We start from the raw sequence: 18,289 nt of genomic DNA on the forward strand, positions 1-18,289 counted from the left end.
ACTAATTGGATGGGCCGCATTCTGAATTTCATTGTCTTCAGTAAAGCGCCATATTGCTCGCATCCAACCATGAAATCCGCTGCACAGAACGAGCCCAGTGCCAGCGCAGGTTTTCTCCAGCTGGGCCAAGGTGACCTGGAACAGGTCATATTCGACCAACAGAGCATCTCCATCCGGAATGGCTGACCTGACCCCTTCCATCCCAAGAAGAAAGCCGCAAACCATACGGATTGCCTCCGGAACAGGAGATATGAAATGCAGTCGGCGCTTCTTGAAGACAGGTGCCAAGCCAAGGCGGCTTTTGACAATACATTCGCCATACGCCCCGTCAGAGGAAGACTGGGATGCAGTTCTCATCGTGGTACTCCTTATGGCGTTCCCCAACCAATCAGTTAGTCGTTGTGAATGAGGATGGCCTTGATGGAATCCATTTCTCCAAAATTCTTCCAATGGGAACTCTTAGGATCTGCCGGCGGTTGCACCCTCGTACAGCCGTGGTTGCATTGGATCTGCCAGCGTCGCATCAAGACATTCCGACAGAAGCCAAAGCGTATTTCCTTGGGATCACTACCAACTGCATCAGCCAAAAGACGGCATGAACAGAGATTACCGTGCCCCGGATTTTCATATGGCGACATAGGGAAGACGAGCCGGGATACCCGGCCCATACCTTAGTGACTTACTTGCCGTCACGCGGATGAAAGTGCTGCTTCTTGGCAACCTTCTTCTGACCTTCAGCAGGAGTGGCTTCCTTTTGATCCTTTGCAGGAGCGGTAACGCCAGTCTTCTCCTCCATGTGGGAATGGGGCTTGGTCTTGGTAGCCGTTGCTTCGGGAGCCGTTACCTTGTCGGAGTCCGCAGCAGCAAAAGCGCCATTAGAAAACAGAGCAACAGCAGCAACCAGGGTCGCAGCAAGAGTAATTTTGGTTTTCATGACAATCTCCTTGAACAGTTGAGTTGGGATCACGTCCGGTTGCCCCCGGATGATTTCCATCTTGCACCGGAAAAACCGTCAAAACCATTAACGCATCATTACTTTTATGTAAGGTTTGCCGCCTTAATGCCACGTAGTCGTAAGGCATTACTCACCACGCTGAGAGATGAAAGGCTCATGGCCGCCGCAGCGATAATCGGGGACAAGACCAAGCCGAATGCTGGATAGAGAATCCCTGCCGCTACCGGCACCCCCAAAGCGTTGTACAAGAAGGCAAAGGCAAGGTTTTGCCGCATATTACCCACCGTAGCAGCCGATAGCAGGCGGGCACGGGCGATACCACGCAAATCACCTTTTACAAGAGTCACCTGGGCGCTGTTCATTGCCACGTCCGTACCGGTTCCCATGGCAATCCCAACATCAGCCTTGGCCAGGGCAGGCGCATCGTTTATGCCGTCTCCAGCCATGGCGACTACCCTTCCTTCCCTCTGCAGGCGTTCAACCAAGGCCAACTTGTCTGCTGGCTTCACTTCTCCATGGACTTCACTGATCCCCAACCGTTGCCCAACCGCCCGGGCGGTGGTTTCACCGTCACCGGTAGCCATTACCACCCGGAGGCCCGCTGCCCGTAGGACCGCGAGTGCTTCCGGGGTGCTGGCCTTGACCGGGTCAGATACCGCCAGAACTCCTTGTAGACGGCCATTGACCGCCAGGTACATGACACTGGCCCCTCCTTGGCGTAGCGTCTCTGCTTGCCCTGCCATGGGGGCTACCTCCACACCATCCTGGGACATCAGGACCGTATTGCCCAAAGCCAGCTGCTTGCCGGCGAGCATACCTCTCACGCCAATGCCGCTGGCGGACTCGAAACCCTCAACCTTTTCCAGGTTGAGACTCTGATCCCGGGCTGCTTGAACAATCGCAACAGCCAAGGGATGTTCGCTCCCCTGGTCAAGACTGGCAGCTAAACGTAATACCTCCTGTTGATCGACACCGGGGGCACCAATGGCACACTCAAACGTAGGCTTGCCTTCTGTGAGAGTGCCGGTCTTGTCCACGATCAGCGTATCGATCTCCCGGAGCCGCTCAATAGCCGCGGCATCTCGAAACAATACCCCCTGGGTAGCGGCCTTACCCGTTGCCACCATGATGGACATGGGTGTCGCCAGCCCCAGGGCACAGGGGCAGGCAATAATCAGCACGGAGACACCATTGATTAGCCCAAAGAGCCAACCCTTCTCTCCGCCGAAGAAGCCCCACCCAAAGAAGCTCAGAAGGGCAATAGCGACAACAACAATTACGAAATAGCCAGCCACCACATCGGCCATGCGCTGCATTGGGGCCTTGGAACGCTGGGCCTGGGCAACCATCTGGACAATCTGGGCCAGCATTGTTTCGGAGCCGATCTTTTCGGAGCGAATAATGAGGCTGCCAGAGGTATTCATTGTGGCACCAATCACCTTGTCCCCAGGCCGCTTGGTCACCGGGATCGGCTCACCCGTCAGCATGGATTCATCCACCGCACTGGAGCCCTCGGTAACCTCACCATCCACCGGGACTTTTTCTCCCGGGCGAACTCGCAGAGTATCCCCCACGTGGACATAATTAAGGGGGATGTCCTCTTCAGTCCCGTCAGCATTGATCCGACGCGCCGTTTTGGGCGCCAGCCCCAGCAAGGACTTGATCGCTGCAGAGGTTTGGGAGCGGGCCCGTAATTCCAGCATTTGCCCCAACAGCGTCAGGGAAATAATCACCGCCGCCGCCTCGAAATACACCCCGATCCGGCCGTGAGCTTCAAACGAGGCCGGGAACAGTCCCGGGGCCAAGGCTGCCACCACGCTGTAGGAAAAGGCGGCGCCGGTACCGATTCCGATAAGCGTCCACATGTTGGGGGTCCGGTGGACCAGGGACTGCCAGCAACGGATGAAGAAAGGGGCTCCCGCCCAGAAAACGATGGGAACGGACAACACCATTTCCGCCCAGGTCCGTAGCTGTGGTGCCAGGAATTCGAGTTGATGCCCCGCCATCGCCAGCATTACTACCAAGAGCGTTAGCGGTAGGCTGCCCCAGAAGCGAAACCGGAAATCCCGATACTCCGAATTGCCTTCCTCTGCCTCCAGTTCCGGAATGATCGGCTCCAAAGCCATACCGCACTTGGGACAGGTTCCAGGCCCCAGCTGACGAACCTCCGGATGCATTGGGCAGGTGTACTCAGCACCGGTGGGCGCCTTTTCCTCCTGGCGGGGATGCAGATACTGCCGCGGATCAGCATCGAATTTTGCCTTGCACTTGCCGCTACAGAACCGGTAGTGCGTCCCCCCAAAATCAGACGCATGGGGGGAATCCGGCTTTACGGTCATTCCACATACGGGATCAATGTCACTCATTTCAGCTCCTCCCCACGGCTGCTAGTCGGGTATGCGCAACCTAAACAGTTCCTCTGCAGATAAAGATCAGTGCTTATCTGGCGCCATCATGCGCTTCATCATTTCCATATGATGCTCATGGTTACCGCCCGCAGGCAGGCCTCCCGACATTTCGTCCATCATCGGGCAGCCCTCCATTCCTCCAACCATACCTTCTGCCGTCTGCATGCTCTCGTGGAGGGTATGCATGTATTCAGTCAGCAGTCGCTTACGCTCCTGGTCGTCTTTGGCCTTTGCGATTTTCTGGACCTGCAAGCGGAGTCTGATGACATCAGACTTAAGCGTATTGATTCCCCCACTTTGCTGGAGGGGCGCCGGAGCTGAAGCTGGGGTTTGAGGCTTTTCCGGATGATGTTCGTCATTGGCAAAGGCTGCAGACGACAATCCCAGACACAGACAGAGGATCGGAAGGGATATCCTGGTTCTCATGATATTTCTCCTAATGCGCTTAACTCTCTTTCCCATTCTTCAACCGCCACTGCTTAATCAGGGCGTAGATCGCGGGAATCACTGCCAGAGTGAGGATTGTCGAGGAAATCATTCCACCAACCATGGGGGCTGCAATACGGCTCATGACTTCCGAGCCGGTACCGGTACCCCACATGATGGGCAGGAGGCCCGCCATGATGGCCACCACGGTCATCATCTTCGGACGGACTCGCTCTACTGCACCCTCCATAATCGCTTCGTACAAGTCGCCCAGGCTGGGCTCCTGGCCAGATGCCCGACGCTTGGTCTTGAGTTCTTCCCAGGCATGGTCGAGGTAGATCAACATGACTACCCCGGTCTCCGCAGCCACGCCGGCCAGTGCGATAAAGCCAACCGCCACTGCAACCGACAGGTTGTAGCCCAGCAGCCACATGAGCCAGACCCCTCCCACCAGGGCAAACGGGACTGACAGCATCACAATGAGCGTTTCGGTCAGACGTTTGAAATTGAGGTAGAGCAACAGGAAGATGATGAGCAGGGTGACAGGCACCACAACCTTCATCTTCTCGATAGCCCGTTCCATGGATTCAAATTGGCCGCTCCAGGTGGCGTAATAGCCGGGAGGGAACTTCACCTTTTCAGCAACGGCCTTCTTGGCATCTGCAACATAACCACCGATGTCCCGATCACGGATATCCACAAATATGTAAGCGGAAAGCAGTGCGTTTTCTGTTCGGATACCTGGCGTTCCCTTGGCTACTTGGACCTTGGCCAGTTGCCCAAGCGGAATCATGGCTCCATCCGCAGTTGGCACGAGTACCTGCTGGGCAATTTGCTGCGGATCGGAACGCAACTCCCGGGGATAGCGAACAGTCACACCGAAGCGCTCCCGTCCTTCAACGGTAGTGGTGACCATTTCACCGCCCAAGGCTTGGCCAATCACATCCTGCAATTCCCCAACAGCCAGCCCATACCGGGCAAGCTGGGTACGGTCGGGCTCGATGTTTAGGTAATAGCCGCCAGTGATTCGTTCCGCAAAGGCCGAGGTTGTCCCGGGAACTTCTTTCACAACAGTTTCGATTTCTCGGGCAAGGCTCTCCATCTCACTCAAATCTTTACCAAAGACCTTGATGCCGATGGGCGTACGGATCCCCGTAGAGAGCATGTCGATCCGAGCCTTGATCGGCATCGTCCAGGCATTAGATACACCAGGGAACTGCAGAGCCTTGTCCATTTCGGCTATGAGCTTGTCAGTTGTCATGCCCTGGCGCCATTCAGACTCCGGCTTAAGGTTGATTACGGTCTCAAACATCTCTGTCGGCGCCGGATCAGTCGCGGTATTGGCGCGACCAGCCTTGCCGTAGACCGAGGCAACTTCCGGGAAACTCTTAATGATTTTGTTCTGGGTTTGGAGAAGCTCTGCCGCCTTAGTAATGGACATCCCTGGCAGGGAAGCCGGCATGTAGAGCAAGGTCCCTTCGTTCAGTGTGGGCATGAACTCTGAGCCCAATTTGGAAGCGGGATAGATTGAGATCAGCATCGCCACAATCGCAGCGATGATGGTGGCAGTCTTCCGACGCATCACCCACGCAATAATCGGCCGGTATCCCCAGATGAGGAATCGATTCACCGGGTTTTTAGCTTCCGGCATGATCTTGCCGCGGATAAACAGCATCATCAGGACCGGAACTAACGTGACCGACAGGAGAGCAGCACCGGCCATGGAGAAGGTTTTGGTATAGGCAAGCGGGGAAAACAGCCGTCCTTCCTGGGCCTCCAGCGTGAATACAGGGAGGAAGGAGACAGTGATGATCAACAGCGAGAAGAACAACGCCGGCCCCACCTCCTTGCAAGCGGCAATCATTGCTTCCACCCGCTCAGAATGGCTGTGATTTTCGGGCAGCCGCTCAATGTGCTTATGAGCGTTCTCAATCATGACGATGGCGGCATCAATCATCGCCCCAATGGCGATGGCAATCCCCCCAAGACTCATGAGGTTGGAGTTCATCCCTAACAAACGCATGGAGATGAAGGAAATCAGGACGCCTACAGGCAGCATCAGAATTGCCACCAGGGCGCTACGTAGGTGCAGTAGAAACACAACACACACCAGAGCCACGATGACGCTTTCTTCCGCCAGGGTATGCTTTAGCGTGTCAATCGCCCGATGAATGAGTTCGGAGCGGTCATAGACCGTCTCAATGGTTACCCCCTCAGGAAGACCGGAGGAAATCTCGCCGATCTTCTCCTTGAGGTTATGGATGACCTCTAGGGCATTCTGGCCATAACGAGCCATTGCAATGCCGGAGACAACCTCTCCCTCTCCATTCAGCTCGGTCAACCCGCGACGCTCATCGGGCGCCAATTCGACTCGGGCAATGTCCCGAATCATGACGGGGGTTCCGCCTTGGGCCTTAACAACCAGATTCTCAATGTCTGCGGTGCCACGGAGATATCCTTTGCCGCGGACCATGTATTCGGTTTCAGCCATCTCAACGACACGCCCCCCCACATCGCGATTGGAATCCCGAATAACCTGGGAGACTTTGGACAGGGGGATGCCGTAAGACCGTAGCTTTACCGGATCTACGGTAACTTGGTAGGTCTGGACAAAGCCTCCGATGGAGGCAACCTCAGCCACACCATGCGCTTTGGTCAGCTGGTAGCGCAGGTACCAGTCCTGCAGGGTACGGAGTTCTGCCAGGGTCTTGTTCTTTGCCAAGACGGCATACTGATAAACCCAACCAACACCGGTGGCATCCGGACCAATTTGGGGCGTAACACCCTTGGGCATCCGGCCGGCGGCAAAGTTGAGATATTCCAGGACCCTGGACCGGGCCCAGTAGATATCCGTTCCGTCCTCAAAGATGATGTAAACAAAGGAGGCGCCAAAGAACGAGAAGCCTCTAACCACCTTGGACTTCGGTACAGAGAGCATTGCCGAAGTTAGCGGATAGGTAACCTGATCCTCCACCACCTGGGGAGCCTGCCCGGGATACTCGGTATAGACAATAACCTGTACATCCGACAGGTCAGGCAGGGCATCAAGCGGTGTCCGTACGACAGCAACGACACCGGCAACAATGATGAATAGCGTGGCTAACAAGACCAGGAAGCGATTCCGCCCTGACCATTCAATGATTTTTGCCAACATCGCGCTGGGCTCCTTTTATTTTTCTCAGTGACCAGCGTGAGGATTGGCCTGGACTGGGACAGCGGCAACGGGGCTAATGGTGGTTACAACCCATTCTCCCGGACTGCGCTCCACAAACTCAAATTTGATGGGGGTCCCAGGTTTGAGGTCTTTGAGCAGAGATTGATTGGCCACCTTGAACTCCATCGTCATGGCAGGCCACTTCAGGCTCGGGATTGCCCCGTGGGCAAGCATCACGGTCCCTGCTTTAGCATCAAGGTCTTCAACCTTGCCCTCTGCCTTGTAGCCAACGCCTACAGGCTTATCTTGGCCTGCACCAGGAGAGGAGCTGCCATGGCCGGAATGACCGAATCCACCGACTACAGCCTTGAGGTTACTTTCCGCATCAATGAGGAAGTTGGCTGCAACAACAACCTGCTCACCCTCCCGAACTCCTTCGATTACCTCCACCCGGTTCTCACTCCGGGCACCAAGCTTTACGTCACGCGGCTCAAATCGACCTTCCTTCGCCTGGATCAGAACAATTTGCCGGGTACCACTATCAATTACGGCCGAGTTCGGGATAGTGACTACAGCACCCTTGGCAATAGTGGGGAGTTCTACCTGGGCAAACATGCCGGGCTTCAGCAGATTGCCAGGGTTGGGGAGTTCGAGCCGAACCGGAATGGTCCGTGTATCTGCCTTCAAGGTCGGATACACATAGGAAACGGTCCCTTCGAAGGTCTTTTCAGGGTAAGCGTTGATTTTTACTTTCGCTTTGGCACCGGACTTCACCCATCCAATATCTTGCTCAAAGACATCAGCAATCACCCAGACGGTGCCCAAATCAGTAATTTGGTAGAGCACATCCCCTGGAGCAAAGCGCATTCCCTGAACCGCCTTCTTTTCAGCCACAATGCCATTAACAGGAGAACGAAAAATCAGCGTACGTTTGGCATCGCCAGATTTGGTCAAGGATTTGACTTGTTCCTCAGAAATATCCCAATTTCGCAAGCGAGTCAGACTGGAGTCGGCTAACTGACGCATGCCAGACTGGGCAGCGTCATCAGCAGATTTCATGCTCTCTAGCCCTTGGGAAGCAATTGCGTACTCCCGCTGTGCCGAGACCAGTTCAGGGCTATAGACCTCAAACAGTGGTTGTCCCTTGCCAACCGCCTGTCCGGTCGCATTCACATAGAGGCGTTCGACATAGCCTTCATATTTTGGAGAAATAGCGTAAGTGCGGCGTTCATCGGGTTCGATTCTGCCAGCAGCCCGAACCACCTTATCAAGACTCTCAAGGGTCGCCGCTTCGGTTCGAACACCCAGCTTCTGAATCTTTTCCGTGCTGATCTTGATCTGGTTTGCTGAGGCCGGCTCGTCGTCCTGCTCCCCCTCATATACCGGGATGTAGTCCATCCCCATGGGATCCTTTTTTGGTACCTGGGAGGTATCCGGCAAACCCATCGGATTGCGGTAATAGAGAATCTTCCGCTCTGCCTTCCCAGAGTCAGTGGGGCTAGCCACGGTGTCGTGGGCATGGGGAGCATTTCCACTATTCTGTCCTGCCCAATACCCACCACCTGCAGCCAGAACAGCAACTACGGCAACTGAAATGACTCCCTTGTTCATAGTTCTTCTCCGAGAATACGTTCTACCTCAGCCAGACGTACTTGAGCCTCGGCACGGGACTTAATCTGGTTGAGTTTGGCCTGTCTGATTTGGCGCTGGGCATCCAGCAACGTGGTGAAATCCACCTTGCCAGTCTCATAACCAGCGAGGGCGGCCTTAAATGTCAATTCAGCCTGTGGCAGTAGGTTGTCTGTCGACAAACGCTCCGTCCGTACCGCAGCCTCCAGCGCTGCCAAACTCTCAGAAAGATCCGAGAGCAGTTGGTTAGCAGTTGCTTCGCGTCGGGCACGACTAGCCGAAACCATTGCTTCTGCCTCACGCTCCTGGGCACGGCGGCTGGCTTGTTGTAATGGGATATTGATTTCGAACATCAAATCCCATTGCTTCACATCATTTCCCATCTGGTTGGGAACAAGACCCAGGGTGAAATCGGGATATCGATTTTTGTAAGCCAGATCTCGGCTCTTCTCGGCGGCTTTGATGCGATGCCCTTCAGCCGAGAGCATCGGGTTCTTGGCCTCGGCCCGCTCTACTAGACTGGCGTAATCCAATTTGGCCGGCGGAGGCAAAGGGCGCAGGATTTCGGGAGATGCCAGGGACGCCGATGCCGGCCGTCCGAGCAGAGCATTCATCCGGGTAGTAAGGTGGTGATGCTCAGTTTCCAGGGCAATGAGTTCATTGCGCATTGCAGTTTGCTCAACCTGAGCACGAATAACATCCTGCTGGGCAGCCAATCCGTTTGCGTAGCGAACTCGAGCTATGCGCTCCAAGCGAACCATAAGATCCAATATTTCTTGGGTCAGGGTTTCATTGCGAGCTAGATAGTACAGTTGGGCATAGGTCGTCTTGATTTTGGCAGAAACCTCGCTCCAGACCCCGTAAGCACGCCCTTTGGCCCCAGCAGCCTCTAGTTCTGCAATTTCACGTTTGAGATCGCGTTTGCCGAACCACGGAACATCCTGCATCAGGGTATAACGAGCCGTACCAACACGGTTGGGGGCAAGCGTTGGGCTCTGAGCCCCCCCCTTTGTGATATCCATCAACTCGGTACGCAGCCGGGGGTCGGGCAAGGCGCCTGCCGGAACTATCCGCTCTGCTGCGGCATCGGCTTCGTAGCGCATGCTGGCAAATTCAGGATTGTTCTCCCGAGCAATCGAGAGAAGGCTCTCCACCGTGCTGCCCGGTTGAACCTGGGCTCCGGCACTTATGCTCCAGGCTGCAATAAGCGCGGCGCACAGGATGTTGCGCGAGGTTTTTATTGATTTCATGTTTGGACCCTCGTGGAAGTTTCCGATTACACCGCGCTCAAACTAGAGTCACCTAGTTTTGAGGCTCCAGGCGAACGATGGTCATCGCACCATCAATGTTTTCTGAGGCAAAGCGGATTTTCTGCCCTTCCTTCACCTTGCCAAGCCAAGATGCATCTTTGACCAGGAACGCCATAGTCATAGGAGGCATTCCATTCGGCAAAGCACCATGCGATACCGTCAGTTTTCCACCTGCCTTATCCACCTTTTTGACGATGCCATCAATCAGGGCAGATTGAGTGGCTTCCATGTGCATTCCACCGTGGCTGCCATGATCATCATGGCCAGATGCTGCCATACCAATAGCGGGCCCCAGCAGAGCAACGGCAACAAACGGAACAATCATCTTTTTCATGTCAATCTCCTAATTATGAACTCAGTGCTTGGCAAAAACCTTGTAGCTACCGTCAGGCATGACGAGTAGGGTGTCATACGGCTGCGGGTGATTAGTCTCCATACCCGGAGAGCCTTGGGGCATCCCGGGGACAGCAAGGCCGATGGCTTTGGGCTTTTCTTTAAGAAGGCGCTGAACATCTGCAGCAGGAACATGGCCCTCAATGGCATAGCCGCCAACTTTGGCGGTATGACAGGACCCAAACTTTTCGGGCATTCCGGTTGCCTTGCGTGCAGCAGGAACGTCGGTCACATTCTGGGTTGTTACATCGAATCCTGCCTTACGCATGTGTTCAACCCACTCCTTGCAGCAACCGCAGTAAGGACTCTTGAAGACTTCGACATGAGTAGAGGTTTGCGCGTAAGCAGCACCGGAAGCCGCCACAGCGGCGACCATTAGCAACTGCCGAAATGTCATTTGTAGGGTCATAACTGTCTAGCTCCTGCGTTGTAAGTCCCCAGTTTGAGGACTCGTCCCCTACAGTTGGCTGACTCGCGGATTACATTTTTGTAATCAATGGCTATGTACGTGGCCTGGACTGTGTTCATCTACCGAATGGTGGCTGGGACCACCACTGGCACCATGGGCATCCGGAATTCCAGAATGAGAATGGCCGTTGCTGGCACTCACCAGTTGCTGGTAACTATCGGTAGATTGCGTGGGGAGGACATTCAGGAAAGCAACCAAATCCCAAATAGCTGCATCATCCATCCCTCCTTTTGCCCAGGCAGGCATGCCGGAGGCCTTGATGCCATGTTTGATGATCCAGAAGTCCCGGGCGTCAGAACTCGGGTCATGGGCGTTTTCTCGCACTACCGATAGATTGGGCGGAGTGGGATATAGCCCTTGGCGGATTTCGCTATTTCCAGCACTGGGGGATAGATGGCAGTCGACGCACATGGCCTCGTAATTCCCCGCACCACGGCGGACTCGTTCAGGAGAGCCTAGATCCGCAGGAACATCTACTCCTTTAACCTCTCGGCTTATGGAACGCTCTCTTGCATAAGTGATGAGAGATGTCACTAACTCAGAATGGGGCTCATCCGCGGCAAAGGAGGGAAACCCCATGCTGATGGATGCTCCGACCACGCTTACAAATACTGCAGCTACGCCTACGACGGTAAGAAAGGGCTTTTGCATTGGAATGCGGTTATTTAGGAGTAACCAGGATTCTGGTAGATGCCGCATAACGAGGGACTGACATCAACATTACATTTATGTAATGCGGATGCTTTCTGGGTGATTTCAGCCTCACAATGCACCTATTCGACCTTCAGGAGAGTGATGTGAAGATACTGGTCGTAGAAGACGAACCCAAAACAGGTGACTATCTGCATAAGGGGCTCTCAGAAGCCGGGTTTGTAGTGGACCTAGCTCGGGATGGGTTCGATGGACTACATCTGGCCCTAACTGAAGCCTATGACTTGGCCATTCTCGACGTAATGCTTCCCGGTATTGATGGATGGCAGGTATTGCAAGGAATCCGTAAGGCCGGCAAGGAAATCCCCGTACTTTTCCTTACTGCTCGCGACTCGGTGGATGACCGGGTCAAAGGCCTAGAACTGGGGGCGGATGATTACCTCGTAAAACCCTTCGCTTTTGCAGAACTGCTCGCAAGAGTTAGAACGCTTTTGCGCCGTGGTACAAAGGCCCGCGAGGATGATGTTTTGCGAATTGCAGATCTGGAACTGGATCTTCGCCGGCGTCGGGTCACTCGTGGAGGGAGAAAGATCGACCTGACATCCAAGGAATTTTCCTTACTGGAACTTTTGCTACGCCGACGTGGCGAGGTGCTGCCCCGATCCCTCATCGCATCCCAGGTCTGGGATATGAATTTCGACAGCGACACCAATATTATTGAGGTCGCCATTCGTCGCTTGCGGTCCAAAGTGGACGACGGATTCGAGCTAAAGCTGATCCGGACAGCACGAGGCATGGGGTATGTGCTGGAGGATGGGGAATGAAGCCCTTAGGCAAGAAGTCTATAACGCTTCGGCTAACACTACTTTTTACTGTTGTTTCCGCCCTGGTGCTGACAACACTTGGGCTAGCGGTTGGTGCTCTGGTTGAGCGCCACTTTGAAGAAATGGACACAGAACTGTTGGTGGGGAAGTTCGAGCTCGTCGGCCATGCTCTATGGGAGCACAGTCAGAGTGCCTTGAGTGACCGACTGGACGCAGCACTGGTTGGGCATCACGGACTGGCAGTAGCTATTTGGGATGCTTCCGGCAAGCCGATTTATTCCCATGGCAGTGTTGATTTTCCATCGATCATGAAGGTGCCAGGCACTGACCTTAGAACTCACCCTAAGCTCTGGCGAAATGAAGATGGGCAGCTTTTTCGAGGCATATCCGGCACTGTTACTGGAGGTGCCATCGTTGCAGTCTCCACTGAATTGCAAGTCCATGAACATTTCATGCACTCTTTCAATAAGACGTTCTGGGGTTTAGTCGCCTTGGCCGCGATAGCTAGTGGTCTATTCGGCTGGCTGGCTGCCAGAGGGGGGCTTTCCCCCTTACGGGAAATATGCCGCGATACTGCGGGGATTACGGCCGACCACTTAGACCGCCGGCTGACTGCAGAAGACTTCCCCATCGAACTTGCGGAAGTAGCTAGGACGCTAAATGAAATGCTCGGTCGCCTTGAGGCGTCCTTCCGTCGACTCTCCGAATTTTCCTCTGACCTTGCACACGAGTTGCGCACACCAGTTAGTAACCTCCTTACCCAGACACAAGTCACACTATCGAAAACTCGCACTGCCGAGGAATATCGAGAGGTATTGGTATCGAACTCCGAAGAATTCGAGCGGCTTTCCCGAACCATCGCAGATATGTTGTTTCTGGCTAAAGCTGAAAACGATCTAGTTGTGCCGGAACTTGGGCCGCTGAACTTGCGTGAGGAAACCGATGACTTACTGGAGTTTTATGAAGCTCTGGCGGATGAAAGGGGCGTAACCCTATCCATCAAAGGAGAGGCTTCCGTAGCAGGTGATAGGTTGATGCTCCGGCGAGCTATTGGCAACTTGCTATCCAATGCTTTCCGACACACCCCTAGGAGTGGCGTCATTGCCGTGTTGCTAACAAACGTCGATGGAATGGCAACTATCAGCATTAGCAATACAGGCCAAACTATCTCTCCGGAGCATCTTCCTCGATTATTTGACCGCTTTTATCGGGCCGATCCGTCAAGGCAACGGGACTCCGAAGGAGCGGGCTTAGGCCTCGCTATTACGCGATCTATCCTGCGCGCCCACGGAGGCAATGCGACGGTGCGCTCTGAGGATGGATTGACAACCTTTGAACTACGGCTGCCATCTATTCAGCAGTAAGCAGCCTGCCACTACTTAAGCATTCTCGACCCTGAGGGGCATATAGCCAGCTTCAGAAATTGCACCTTCCACCTCTTCAACACTAACGCTTACTGATTCAATAGATATCAGATGCTGTTCCAGAGTGATTGTGATCTTGGCATGTTTGTCCAGATCCCGAAGCGCCTGGGTGAGCTTGCTGACGCAATGGCCACAGGTCATGTCATCAACTTTGAAGGTAATCACGGTTTTCTCCTTTCATTTTTTGGGAAGTTACCCTGACCACTTTCTTCCTTCCTACAGGGGGAAGGTCAACTCCGTGATGTCGCTATTTGGATGAAGTCGATTTTTTTAGTTTGAACCGTTGACCTTCCCACCATGGGAATCTTCAGCATAGGCGCTATAACGCTTCTGGAGAGTTCCATGTCTGCCTTTACTTCAACTATTCGCACTACGAACCACACCCTTTTAGTCGACGGGATGAGTTGTGCCTCCTGTGTCGCCCGGGTGGAGAAAGCCCTTTTAAAGGTGCCTGGAGTGCAAGAGGCTTCAATAAATTTGGCCTCTGAAAAGGCGACGGTGATCACGTTGCCCGACGTATCGTTTGCCACGCTTGCCGCAGCCATTGGGAAAGCCGGGTATGCCGCCAGCCCCGAGACAGCTGGAGAAGTTCCCGCTGTGAAGCGACGTTTTCCGGAATGGTGGCCGGTCGCAGTTAGTATCGTCCTTACACTTCCGCTACTTGCACCGATGCTGCTTGAGCTCCTGGGGAAGGAATGGATGTTGGATGGCTGGTGGCAACTTGCCTTGGCAACCCCCGTTCAGTTCTGGCTGGGCTTACGGTTTTACCGGGCCGGGTGGAAGGCAGTTCGGGCCCGTGCCGGCAATATGGACCTATTGGTGGCCCTGGGAACTTCTGCTGCCTATGGCTTATCGGTGTATCTGCTTTGGAGAAATGCAGATACCAGAATGCCCCATCTTTATTTTGAGGCATCTGCGGCTGTCATCACTTTGGTGCTTCTGGGGAAATGGCTGGAAGCACGAGCCAAGCGACAAACTACCGACGCTATAAGGTCCCTTAACGCACTTCGCCCAACGGTGGCTCGCGTCCTGATAGAAGGGCAGGAAGTCTCTATTCCTGTCCAGCAAGTTGCAATCGGAGACAAGGTGGTGGTACGGCCAGGAGAGCGGATCCCAGTGGATGGGACTGTCATCAATGGACAAAGCCACGTCGATGAAGCTCTGATTACCGGAGAAAGCCTCCCTATCGCGAAGGCTCCTGGTGATCAGGTGACAGGCGGATCGGTGAATGGTGAAGGATTAATGGTTCTGCGAACCATCGCCATCGGTACAGAAACCACTCTAGCCCGCATCATCCGGATGGTGGAATCTGCGCAAGCAGCCAAAGCTCCGATTCAGCGTATCGTTGATCGAATCAGCGCTGTCTTCGTACCAGTAGTCCTTTCCATCGCCATACTGACATTTATCGTTTGGGTGCTACTCCTGGCGGACTGGGAGGTCGCATTGATCAATGCGGTAACAGTCTTAGTGATTGCCTGTCCATGCGCCCTTGGCCTTGCCACCCCTACCTCAATAATGGCGGGTACCGGTGTGGCGGCCCGACATGGCATCCTGATCAAAGACGCTGAAGCACTCGAAATTGCCCACTCGGTGACAGCCGTTGCTTTTGATAAGACGGGAACATTGACGGAGGGAAAGCCAATGCTGGTCGCTGTCGAGGCTGTTGAAGGCATGGACAAGAACAACATCCTTCAGTTGTCGGCTGCGCTGCAAAAGACCAGTGACCACCCCTTGGCCCATGCTGTCCTGGAAATGGCCAAATCACAACAACTAGCAGTACCCGACACGGTGAATGCCAAAGCCCTTCCTGGACGTGGAGTGCAAGGAGTAGTTGGTGGGGAAATCCTGATGCTGGGTAGCACCCGACTAATGTTGGAGTCTGGAACAGCCCCCGCTCGACTACTGGAACGTGCGGCTGCCCTTGAAAAGCAAGGGCGAACTATCTCCTGGCTACTTCGTAGCCGCGGAAATGAAACAGAGACATTGGGCCTTCTAGCTTTTGGTGATGCTGTGAAAGGTGCTTCTTACCAAGCGGTGGCCAACTTGCATAAGCTAGGCATCAAAACAGTGATGTTGACTGGGGATAATCAGGGAAGCGCCAACGCCGTTGCCGAGAATCTGGGTATTGATGAAGTCTGGGCTGGATTGTTGCCAGAGGATAAGGCCTCAATCATTCAGGACCTCCGTGACCGTGGATACGTTGTGGCAATGGTTGGAGATGGACTGAACGATGCTCCCAGTTTGGTCGCCGCTGATGTTGGGCTCAGCATGTCCACTGGGACCGATGTGGCGATGCAGGCAGCCGGAATCACCTTAATGCGAGGAGACCCCCGCCTGGTTGCCGATTCTCTCGATGTTTCTCGCCGCACTTACGGAAAAATCAAACAGGGTCTTTTTTGGGCTTTTGCTTACAACATCCTCGGTATTCCCCTCGCAGCTGCCGGAATGCTAAGTCCTGTTGTTGCAGGGGCAGCGATGGCATTCAGTAGTGTTAGCGTAGTAATGAATGCGCTATTACTTCGCCGCTGGCGTAGCGCCAGTGATATCAGACATCCTGATTGAATCTAGCCAGGGAGCTAAAATGAATATTGGAGAGGTAGCAAAGGCCGCCGGCATCTCGACCAAGATGATTCGTCATTATGAGAGTGTAGGGTTGTTGCCACCGGCCAGTAGGACTGCGGCGGGCTACCGCCAATACGGATTAGCTGACATCCGGACCCTGCAGTTTATTCGTCGATCTCGAGATCTCGGATTCTCCATTGATGAAATTCGGAATTTGCTAAGTCTTTGGCAGAACCGAGACCGTACCAGCCGCGAGGTAAAAGCCCTGGCCAAGGAGCATCTAGACGAGCTCGAAAATAAGCTCCAAGAGCTTCTTGCAATGAAAAAGGCGCTCCAGCATCTAGTCAGTTGTTGCCAAGGAAATCACCGGCCCGATTGCCCCATCCTGGAAGAACTGGCTGGCGATAGTAACCATCTTTCCATGACGGGTCTTAGTCTATCGCCGTAGCTTCAGAACGATTGAGGGAAATGCGCTGAGCCAAGGAATTGGTCAAATGCATGGAACTACGCCTAGGTAATTAGGGGAATGAGGCGTTCTGATTGCCTTTTGTACTAGCAAAAGTAATTCCGCCCTTTCATAATGCTTCGTCATGAAGCAACTTCTCCTGCCCATAGCGCAAGCCTATAAGGCTGACCCCGAGTCTGTTTACAACACTTGGTTTGTTAGTAGTGAAGATCGCCTCAAAGCGTTTCGAAGCATCCGGCGCGGTGTTGGTACGGTTGTCGAAGACATCAAGCAGAAGCGTTTCCCCAACGACTTCAAAGGATCATCGCTGGAATTTGTGCTGAGCTGTATTGCTGAGCAAAAGCAGGTGTTTGAAGGGGCGGCCCATCCCTTCTATTGGAAGCCTAAGCTTCGCATCCCGGATATCTACGAGAACGATGAAAATAAGGGGGCGTTCGGGGAATTTCTCTTCGCCTGCCTGGAAACCGCCGACATCCGGATTCTGGAAAGGGAAGTTTTGAAGCTTGCCGGCCGCAGCATCAAGGGCCTGGGGCCAGCGGTCGCCAATATCCTCTACTTTCTTCATCCCACACTGTTTCCGCCATTTAATACGGCGATGCTCAACGGTTTCAATGCCCTCTTTCAGGCCAAGAAGAAGTTAGGGTCTTGGGACAGCTACCTGGAAATGCGCGAGACGATCATCGAAGCCAATTCGACGCTTGGAACACTTTCCAAGGATCTTGGCGCGTTCAGTGGCATGTTGTTTGAGATCGGGGTAGGACGCTTGGCCCCCGATTCTAATGGCCAGCAGACTTTGGCTGCGGAGCAGGAAAAACTGGAGAAAAGTCGCCGCAAACGGCACGCACAGGTTGAACAGGATGTTGTGGAGGAACGGCTGCACACCAAGGTTCAGCACCAACTTTCTGAACTAGGGCGTACCCTGGGATATGACGTCTTGGTCGCACGCAATGACCGTAGTGCGCAATACCAAGGCCGCCCGCTGGGATTCCACTGCCTAGAGCACCTTCCAGACTTGGGATTGTCTCCGGAGGTGCACGCTACGGCGGAACTGATCGATGTCCTTTGGCTGTACAAGGGGAAGGCGCAGATTGCCGCCGCCTTTGAGGTTGAAAAAAGTACCTCCATCTATTCCGGAATATTGCGCCTCACCGATATGGCCCTTTCCATTCCGGGAAAGGAGGAACATCTTTATCTAGTGGCGCCAGCGGCCCGCGAGCGGGAGATTGTTGATCAACTGAAACGCCCGATGTTCCAGCGACCTGATGAGTTTTCCTTGGGATACATCCTTTTTGAAGAGCTCGATCGGCATTTTGAGTCCCTCTGCAAACTTGGCGATAACCATCATATCCTAGACAAGTTGGCCTGCCGCTGTTGCGTTTGAGCCGTCCAGTGGGGAATCCGGATACGCCTGACCAAGTGCAGTCTAGCCCCCAACATTCCACATCGTGGTCATCGGGCATACGTGCCAGTAAGCGAACGATCTCTCGACATAACTGCCACATGACCCCTTCCGGCTTTGTAGCCACATCATCGAAGCAATAATGCACTCATCACACATAAAGCAGCCGGAGCTAGTGAAGTAACGCAACCATAGTAGCCACATTGAAGCCTTTCACTC

General features: G+C 54.1%; 15 protein-coding genes. 5 read left to right on the forward strand and 10 right to left on the reverse strand.

Annotation, left to right across the window (positions count from 1 at the left end; all coding sequences use genetic code 11):
• Positions 1 to 679 precede the first annotated feature (679 nt).
• The 9 genes from OEL49_RS08700 to OEL49_RS08740 form a co-directional block, all read right to left on the reverse strand.
• A complete protein-coding gene (locus OEL49_RS08700) occupies positions 680 to 934 on the reverse strand; it encodes a hypothetical protein (RefSeq protein WP_014236180.1) in 255 nt (84 codons plus the stop codon).
• A 104-nt stretch (positions 935 to 1,038) separates the two neighbouring features.
• Positions 1,039 to 3,321: a heavy metal translocating P-type ATPase gene (locus tag OEL49_RS08705; protein ID WP_014236179.1), complete on the reverse strand. Its 2,283-nt coding sequence runs from the start codon at positions 3,319 to 3,321 to the stop codon at positions 1,039 to 1,041.
• Between the two features lie 66 nt (positions 3,322 to 3,387).
• Positions 3,388 to 3,789, reverse strand: a complete 402-nt coding sequence (locus tag OEL49_RS08710) for a hypothetical protein (protein ID WP_014236178.1) — start codon at positions 3,787 to 3,789, stop codon at positions 3,388 to 3,390.
• Between the two features lie 19 nt (positions 3,790 to 3,808).
• On the reverse strand, positions 3,809 to 6,943 hold the full coding sequence (locus OEL49_RS08715) for an efflux RND transporter permease subunit (RefSeq protein WP_014236177.1): 3,135 nt from the start codon (positions 6,941 to 6,943) through the stop codon (positions 3,809 to 3,811).
• Positions 6,944 to 6,967: 24 nt separating this feature from the next.
• Positions 6,968 to 8,554 (reverse strand): efflux RND transporter periplasmic adaptor subunit, encoded by a 1,587-nt coding sequence (locus OEL49_RS08720; protein WP_014236176.1) that lies wholly within the window; start codon positions 8,552 to 8,554, stop codon positions 6,968 to 6,970.
• Positions 8,551 to 9,822 (reverse strand): TolC family protein, encoded by a 1,272-nt coding sequence (locus OEL49_RS08725; protein ID WP_014236175.1) that lies wholly within the window; start codon positions 9,820 to 9,822, stop codon positions 8,551 to 8,553. Before OEL49_RS08725 ends, OEL49_RS08720 begins: the two co-directional genes overlap by 4 nt.
• A gap of 52 nt (positions 9,823 to 9,874) precedes the next feature.
• The gene (locus tag OEL49_RS08730) at positions 9,875 to 10,216 is read right to left on the reverse strand and encodes a copper-binding protein (protein WP_014236174.1); all 342 of its coding nucleotides are present in this window, start codon (positions 10,214 to 10,216) and stop codon (positions 9,875 to 9,877) included.
• 21 nt (positions 10,217 to 10,237) lie between these two features.
• Positions 10,238 to 10,684, reverse strand: a complete 447-nt coding sequence (locus tag OEL49_RS08735; protein WP_109040444.1) for a DUF411 domain-containing protein — start codon at positions 10,682 to 10,684, stop codon at positions 10,238 to 10,240.
• An 84-nt stretch (positions 10,685 to 10,768) separates the two neighbouring features.
• Positions 10,769 to 11,323, reverse strand: a complete 555-nt coding sequence (locus tag OEL49_RS08740) for a c-type cytochrome (RefSeq protein ID WP_235609702.1) — start codon at positions 11,321 to 11,323, stop codon at positions 10,769 to 10,771.
• Between the two features lie 218 nt (positions 11,324 to 11,541).
• Between OEL49_RS08740 and OEL49_RS08745 the strand changes: the two genes are divergently transcribed.
• The gene (locus OEL49_RS08745) at positions 11,542 to 12,219 is read left to right on the forward strand and encodes a heavy metal response regulator transcription factor (protein ID WP_014236171.1); all 678 of its coding nucleotides are present in this window, start codon (positions 11,542 to 11,544) and stop codon (positions 12,217 to 12,219) included.
• Positions 12,216 to 13,583: a heavy metal sensor histidine kinase gene (locus OEL49_RS08750; RefSeq protein WP_014236170.1), complete on the forward strand. Its 1,368-nt coding sequence runs from the start codon at positions 12,216 to 12,218 to the stop codon at positions 13,581 to 13,583. Before OEL49_RS08745 ends, OEL49_RS08750 begins: the two co-directional genes overlap by 4 nt.
• A gap of 15 nt (positions 13,584 to 13,598) precedes the next feature.
• Here OEL49_RS08750 and OEL49_RS08755 read toward each other — a convergent pair whose 3' ends face one another.
• A complete protein-coding gene (locus OEL49_RS08755) occupies positions 13,599 to 13,808 on the reverse strand; it encodes a heavy-metal-associated domain-containing protein (RefSeq protein ID WP_014236169.1) in 210 nt (69 codons plus the stop codon).
• A gap of 177 nt (positions 13,809 to 13,985) precedes the next feature.
• Between OEL49_RS08755 and OEL49_RS08760 the strand changes: the two genes are divergently transcribed.
• The 3 genes from OEL49_RS08760 (at position 13,986) to OEL49_RS08770 (ending at position 18,052) form a co-directional block, all read left to right on the forward strand.
• A complete protein-coding gene (locus OEL49_RS08760; protein WP_014236168.1) occupies positions 13,986 to 16,205 on the forward strand; it encodes a heavy metal translocating P-type ATPase in 2,220 nt (739 codons plus the stop codon).
• Positions 16,150 to 16,653 (forward strand): Cu(I)-responsive transcriptional regulator, encoded by a 504-nt coding sequence (gene cueR / locus OEL49_RS08765; RefSeq protein ID WP_232058772.1) that lies wholly within the window; start codon positions 16,150 to 16,152, stop codon positions 16,651 to 16,653. Before OEL49_RS08760 ends, cueR begins: the two co-directional genes overlap by 56 nt.
• A gap of 142 nt (positions 16,654 to 16,795) precedes the next feature.
• Complete coding sequence (locus tag OEL49_RS08770) at positions 16,796 to 18,052, forward strand: hypothetical protein (RefSeq protein WP_014236166.1); 1,257 nt, start codon at positions 16,796 to 16,798, stop codon at positions 18,050 to 18,052.
• The last annotated feature ends 237 nt before the right edge of the window (positions 18,053 to 18,289 follow it).

The organism is Azospira sp. (assembly GCF_030247495.1).
GTDB classification, from domain to species: domain Bacteria; phylum Pseudomonadota; class Gammaproteobacteria; order Burkholderiales; family Rhodocyclaceae; genus Azospira; species Azospira oryzae.

What these genes read in the sequence shown, in the direction of transcription:
- OEL49_RS08700 (WP_014236180.1), bottom strand. Translation starts at nt 934, where the DNA reads ATGAAAACCAAAATTACTCTTGCTGCGACCCTGGTTGCTGCTGTTGCT.
- OEL49_RS08705 (WP_014236179.1), bottom strand. Translation starts at nt 3,321, where the DNA reads ATGAGTGACATTGATCCCGTATGTGGAATGACCGTAAAGCCGGATTCC.
- OEL49_RS08710 (WP_014236178.1), bottom strand. Translation starts at nt 3,789, where the DNA reads ATGAGAACCAGGATATCCCTTCCGATCCTCTGTCTGTGTCTGGGATTG.
- OEL49_RS08715 (WP_014236177.1), bottom strand. Translation starts at nt 6,943, where the DNA reads ATGTTGGCAAAAATCATTGAATGGTCAGGGCGGAATCGCTTCCTGGTC.
- OEL49_RS08720 (WP_014236176.1), bottom strand. Translation starts at nt 8,554, where the DNA reads ATGAACAAGGGAGTCATTTCAGTTGCCGTAGTTGCTGTTCTGGCTGCA.
- OEL49_RS08725 (WP_014236175.1), bottom strand. Translation starts at nt 9,822, where the DNA reads ATGAAATCAATAAAAACCTCGCGCAACATCCTGTGCGCCGCGCTTATT.
- OEL49_RS08730 (WP_014236174.1), bottom strand. Translation starts at nt 10,216, where the DNA reads ATGAAAAAGATGATTGTTCCGTTTGTTGCCGTTGCTCTGCTGGGGCCC.
- OEL49_RS08735 (WP_109040444.1), bottom strand. Translation starts at nt 10,684, where the DNA reads ATGACCCTACAAATGACATTTCGGCAGTTGCTAATGGTCGCCGCTGTG.
- OEL49_RS08740 (WP_235609702.1), bottom strand. Translation starts at nt 11,323, where the DNA reads ATGGGGTTTCCCTCCTTTGCCGCGGATGAGCCCCATTCTGAGTTAGTG.
- OEL49_RS08750 (WP_014236170.1), top strand. Translation starts at nt 12,216, where the DNA reads ATGAAGCCCTTAGGCAAGAAGTCTATAACGCTTCGGCTAACACTACTT.
- OEL49_RS08760 (WP_014236168.1), top strand. Translation starts at nt 13,986, where the DNA reads ATGTCTGCCTTTACTTCAACTATTCGCACTACGAACCACACCCTTTTA.
- cueR (WP_232058772.1), top strand. Translation starts at nt 16,150, where the DNA reads ATGCGCTATTACTTCGCCGCTGGCGTAGCGCCAGTGATATCAGACATC.
- OEL49_RS08770 (WP_014236166.1), top strand. Translation starts at nt 16,796, where the DNA reads ATGAAGCAACTTCTCCTGCCCATAGCGCAAGCCTATAAGGCTGACCCC.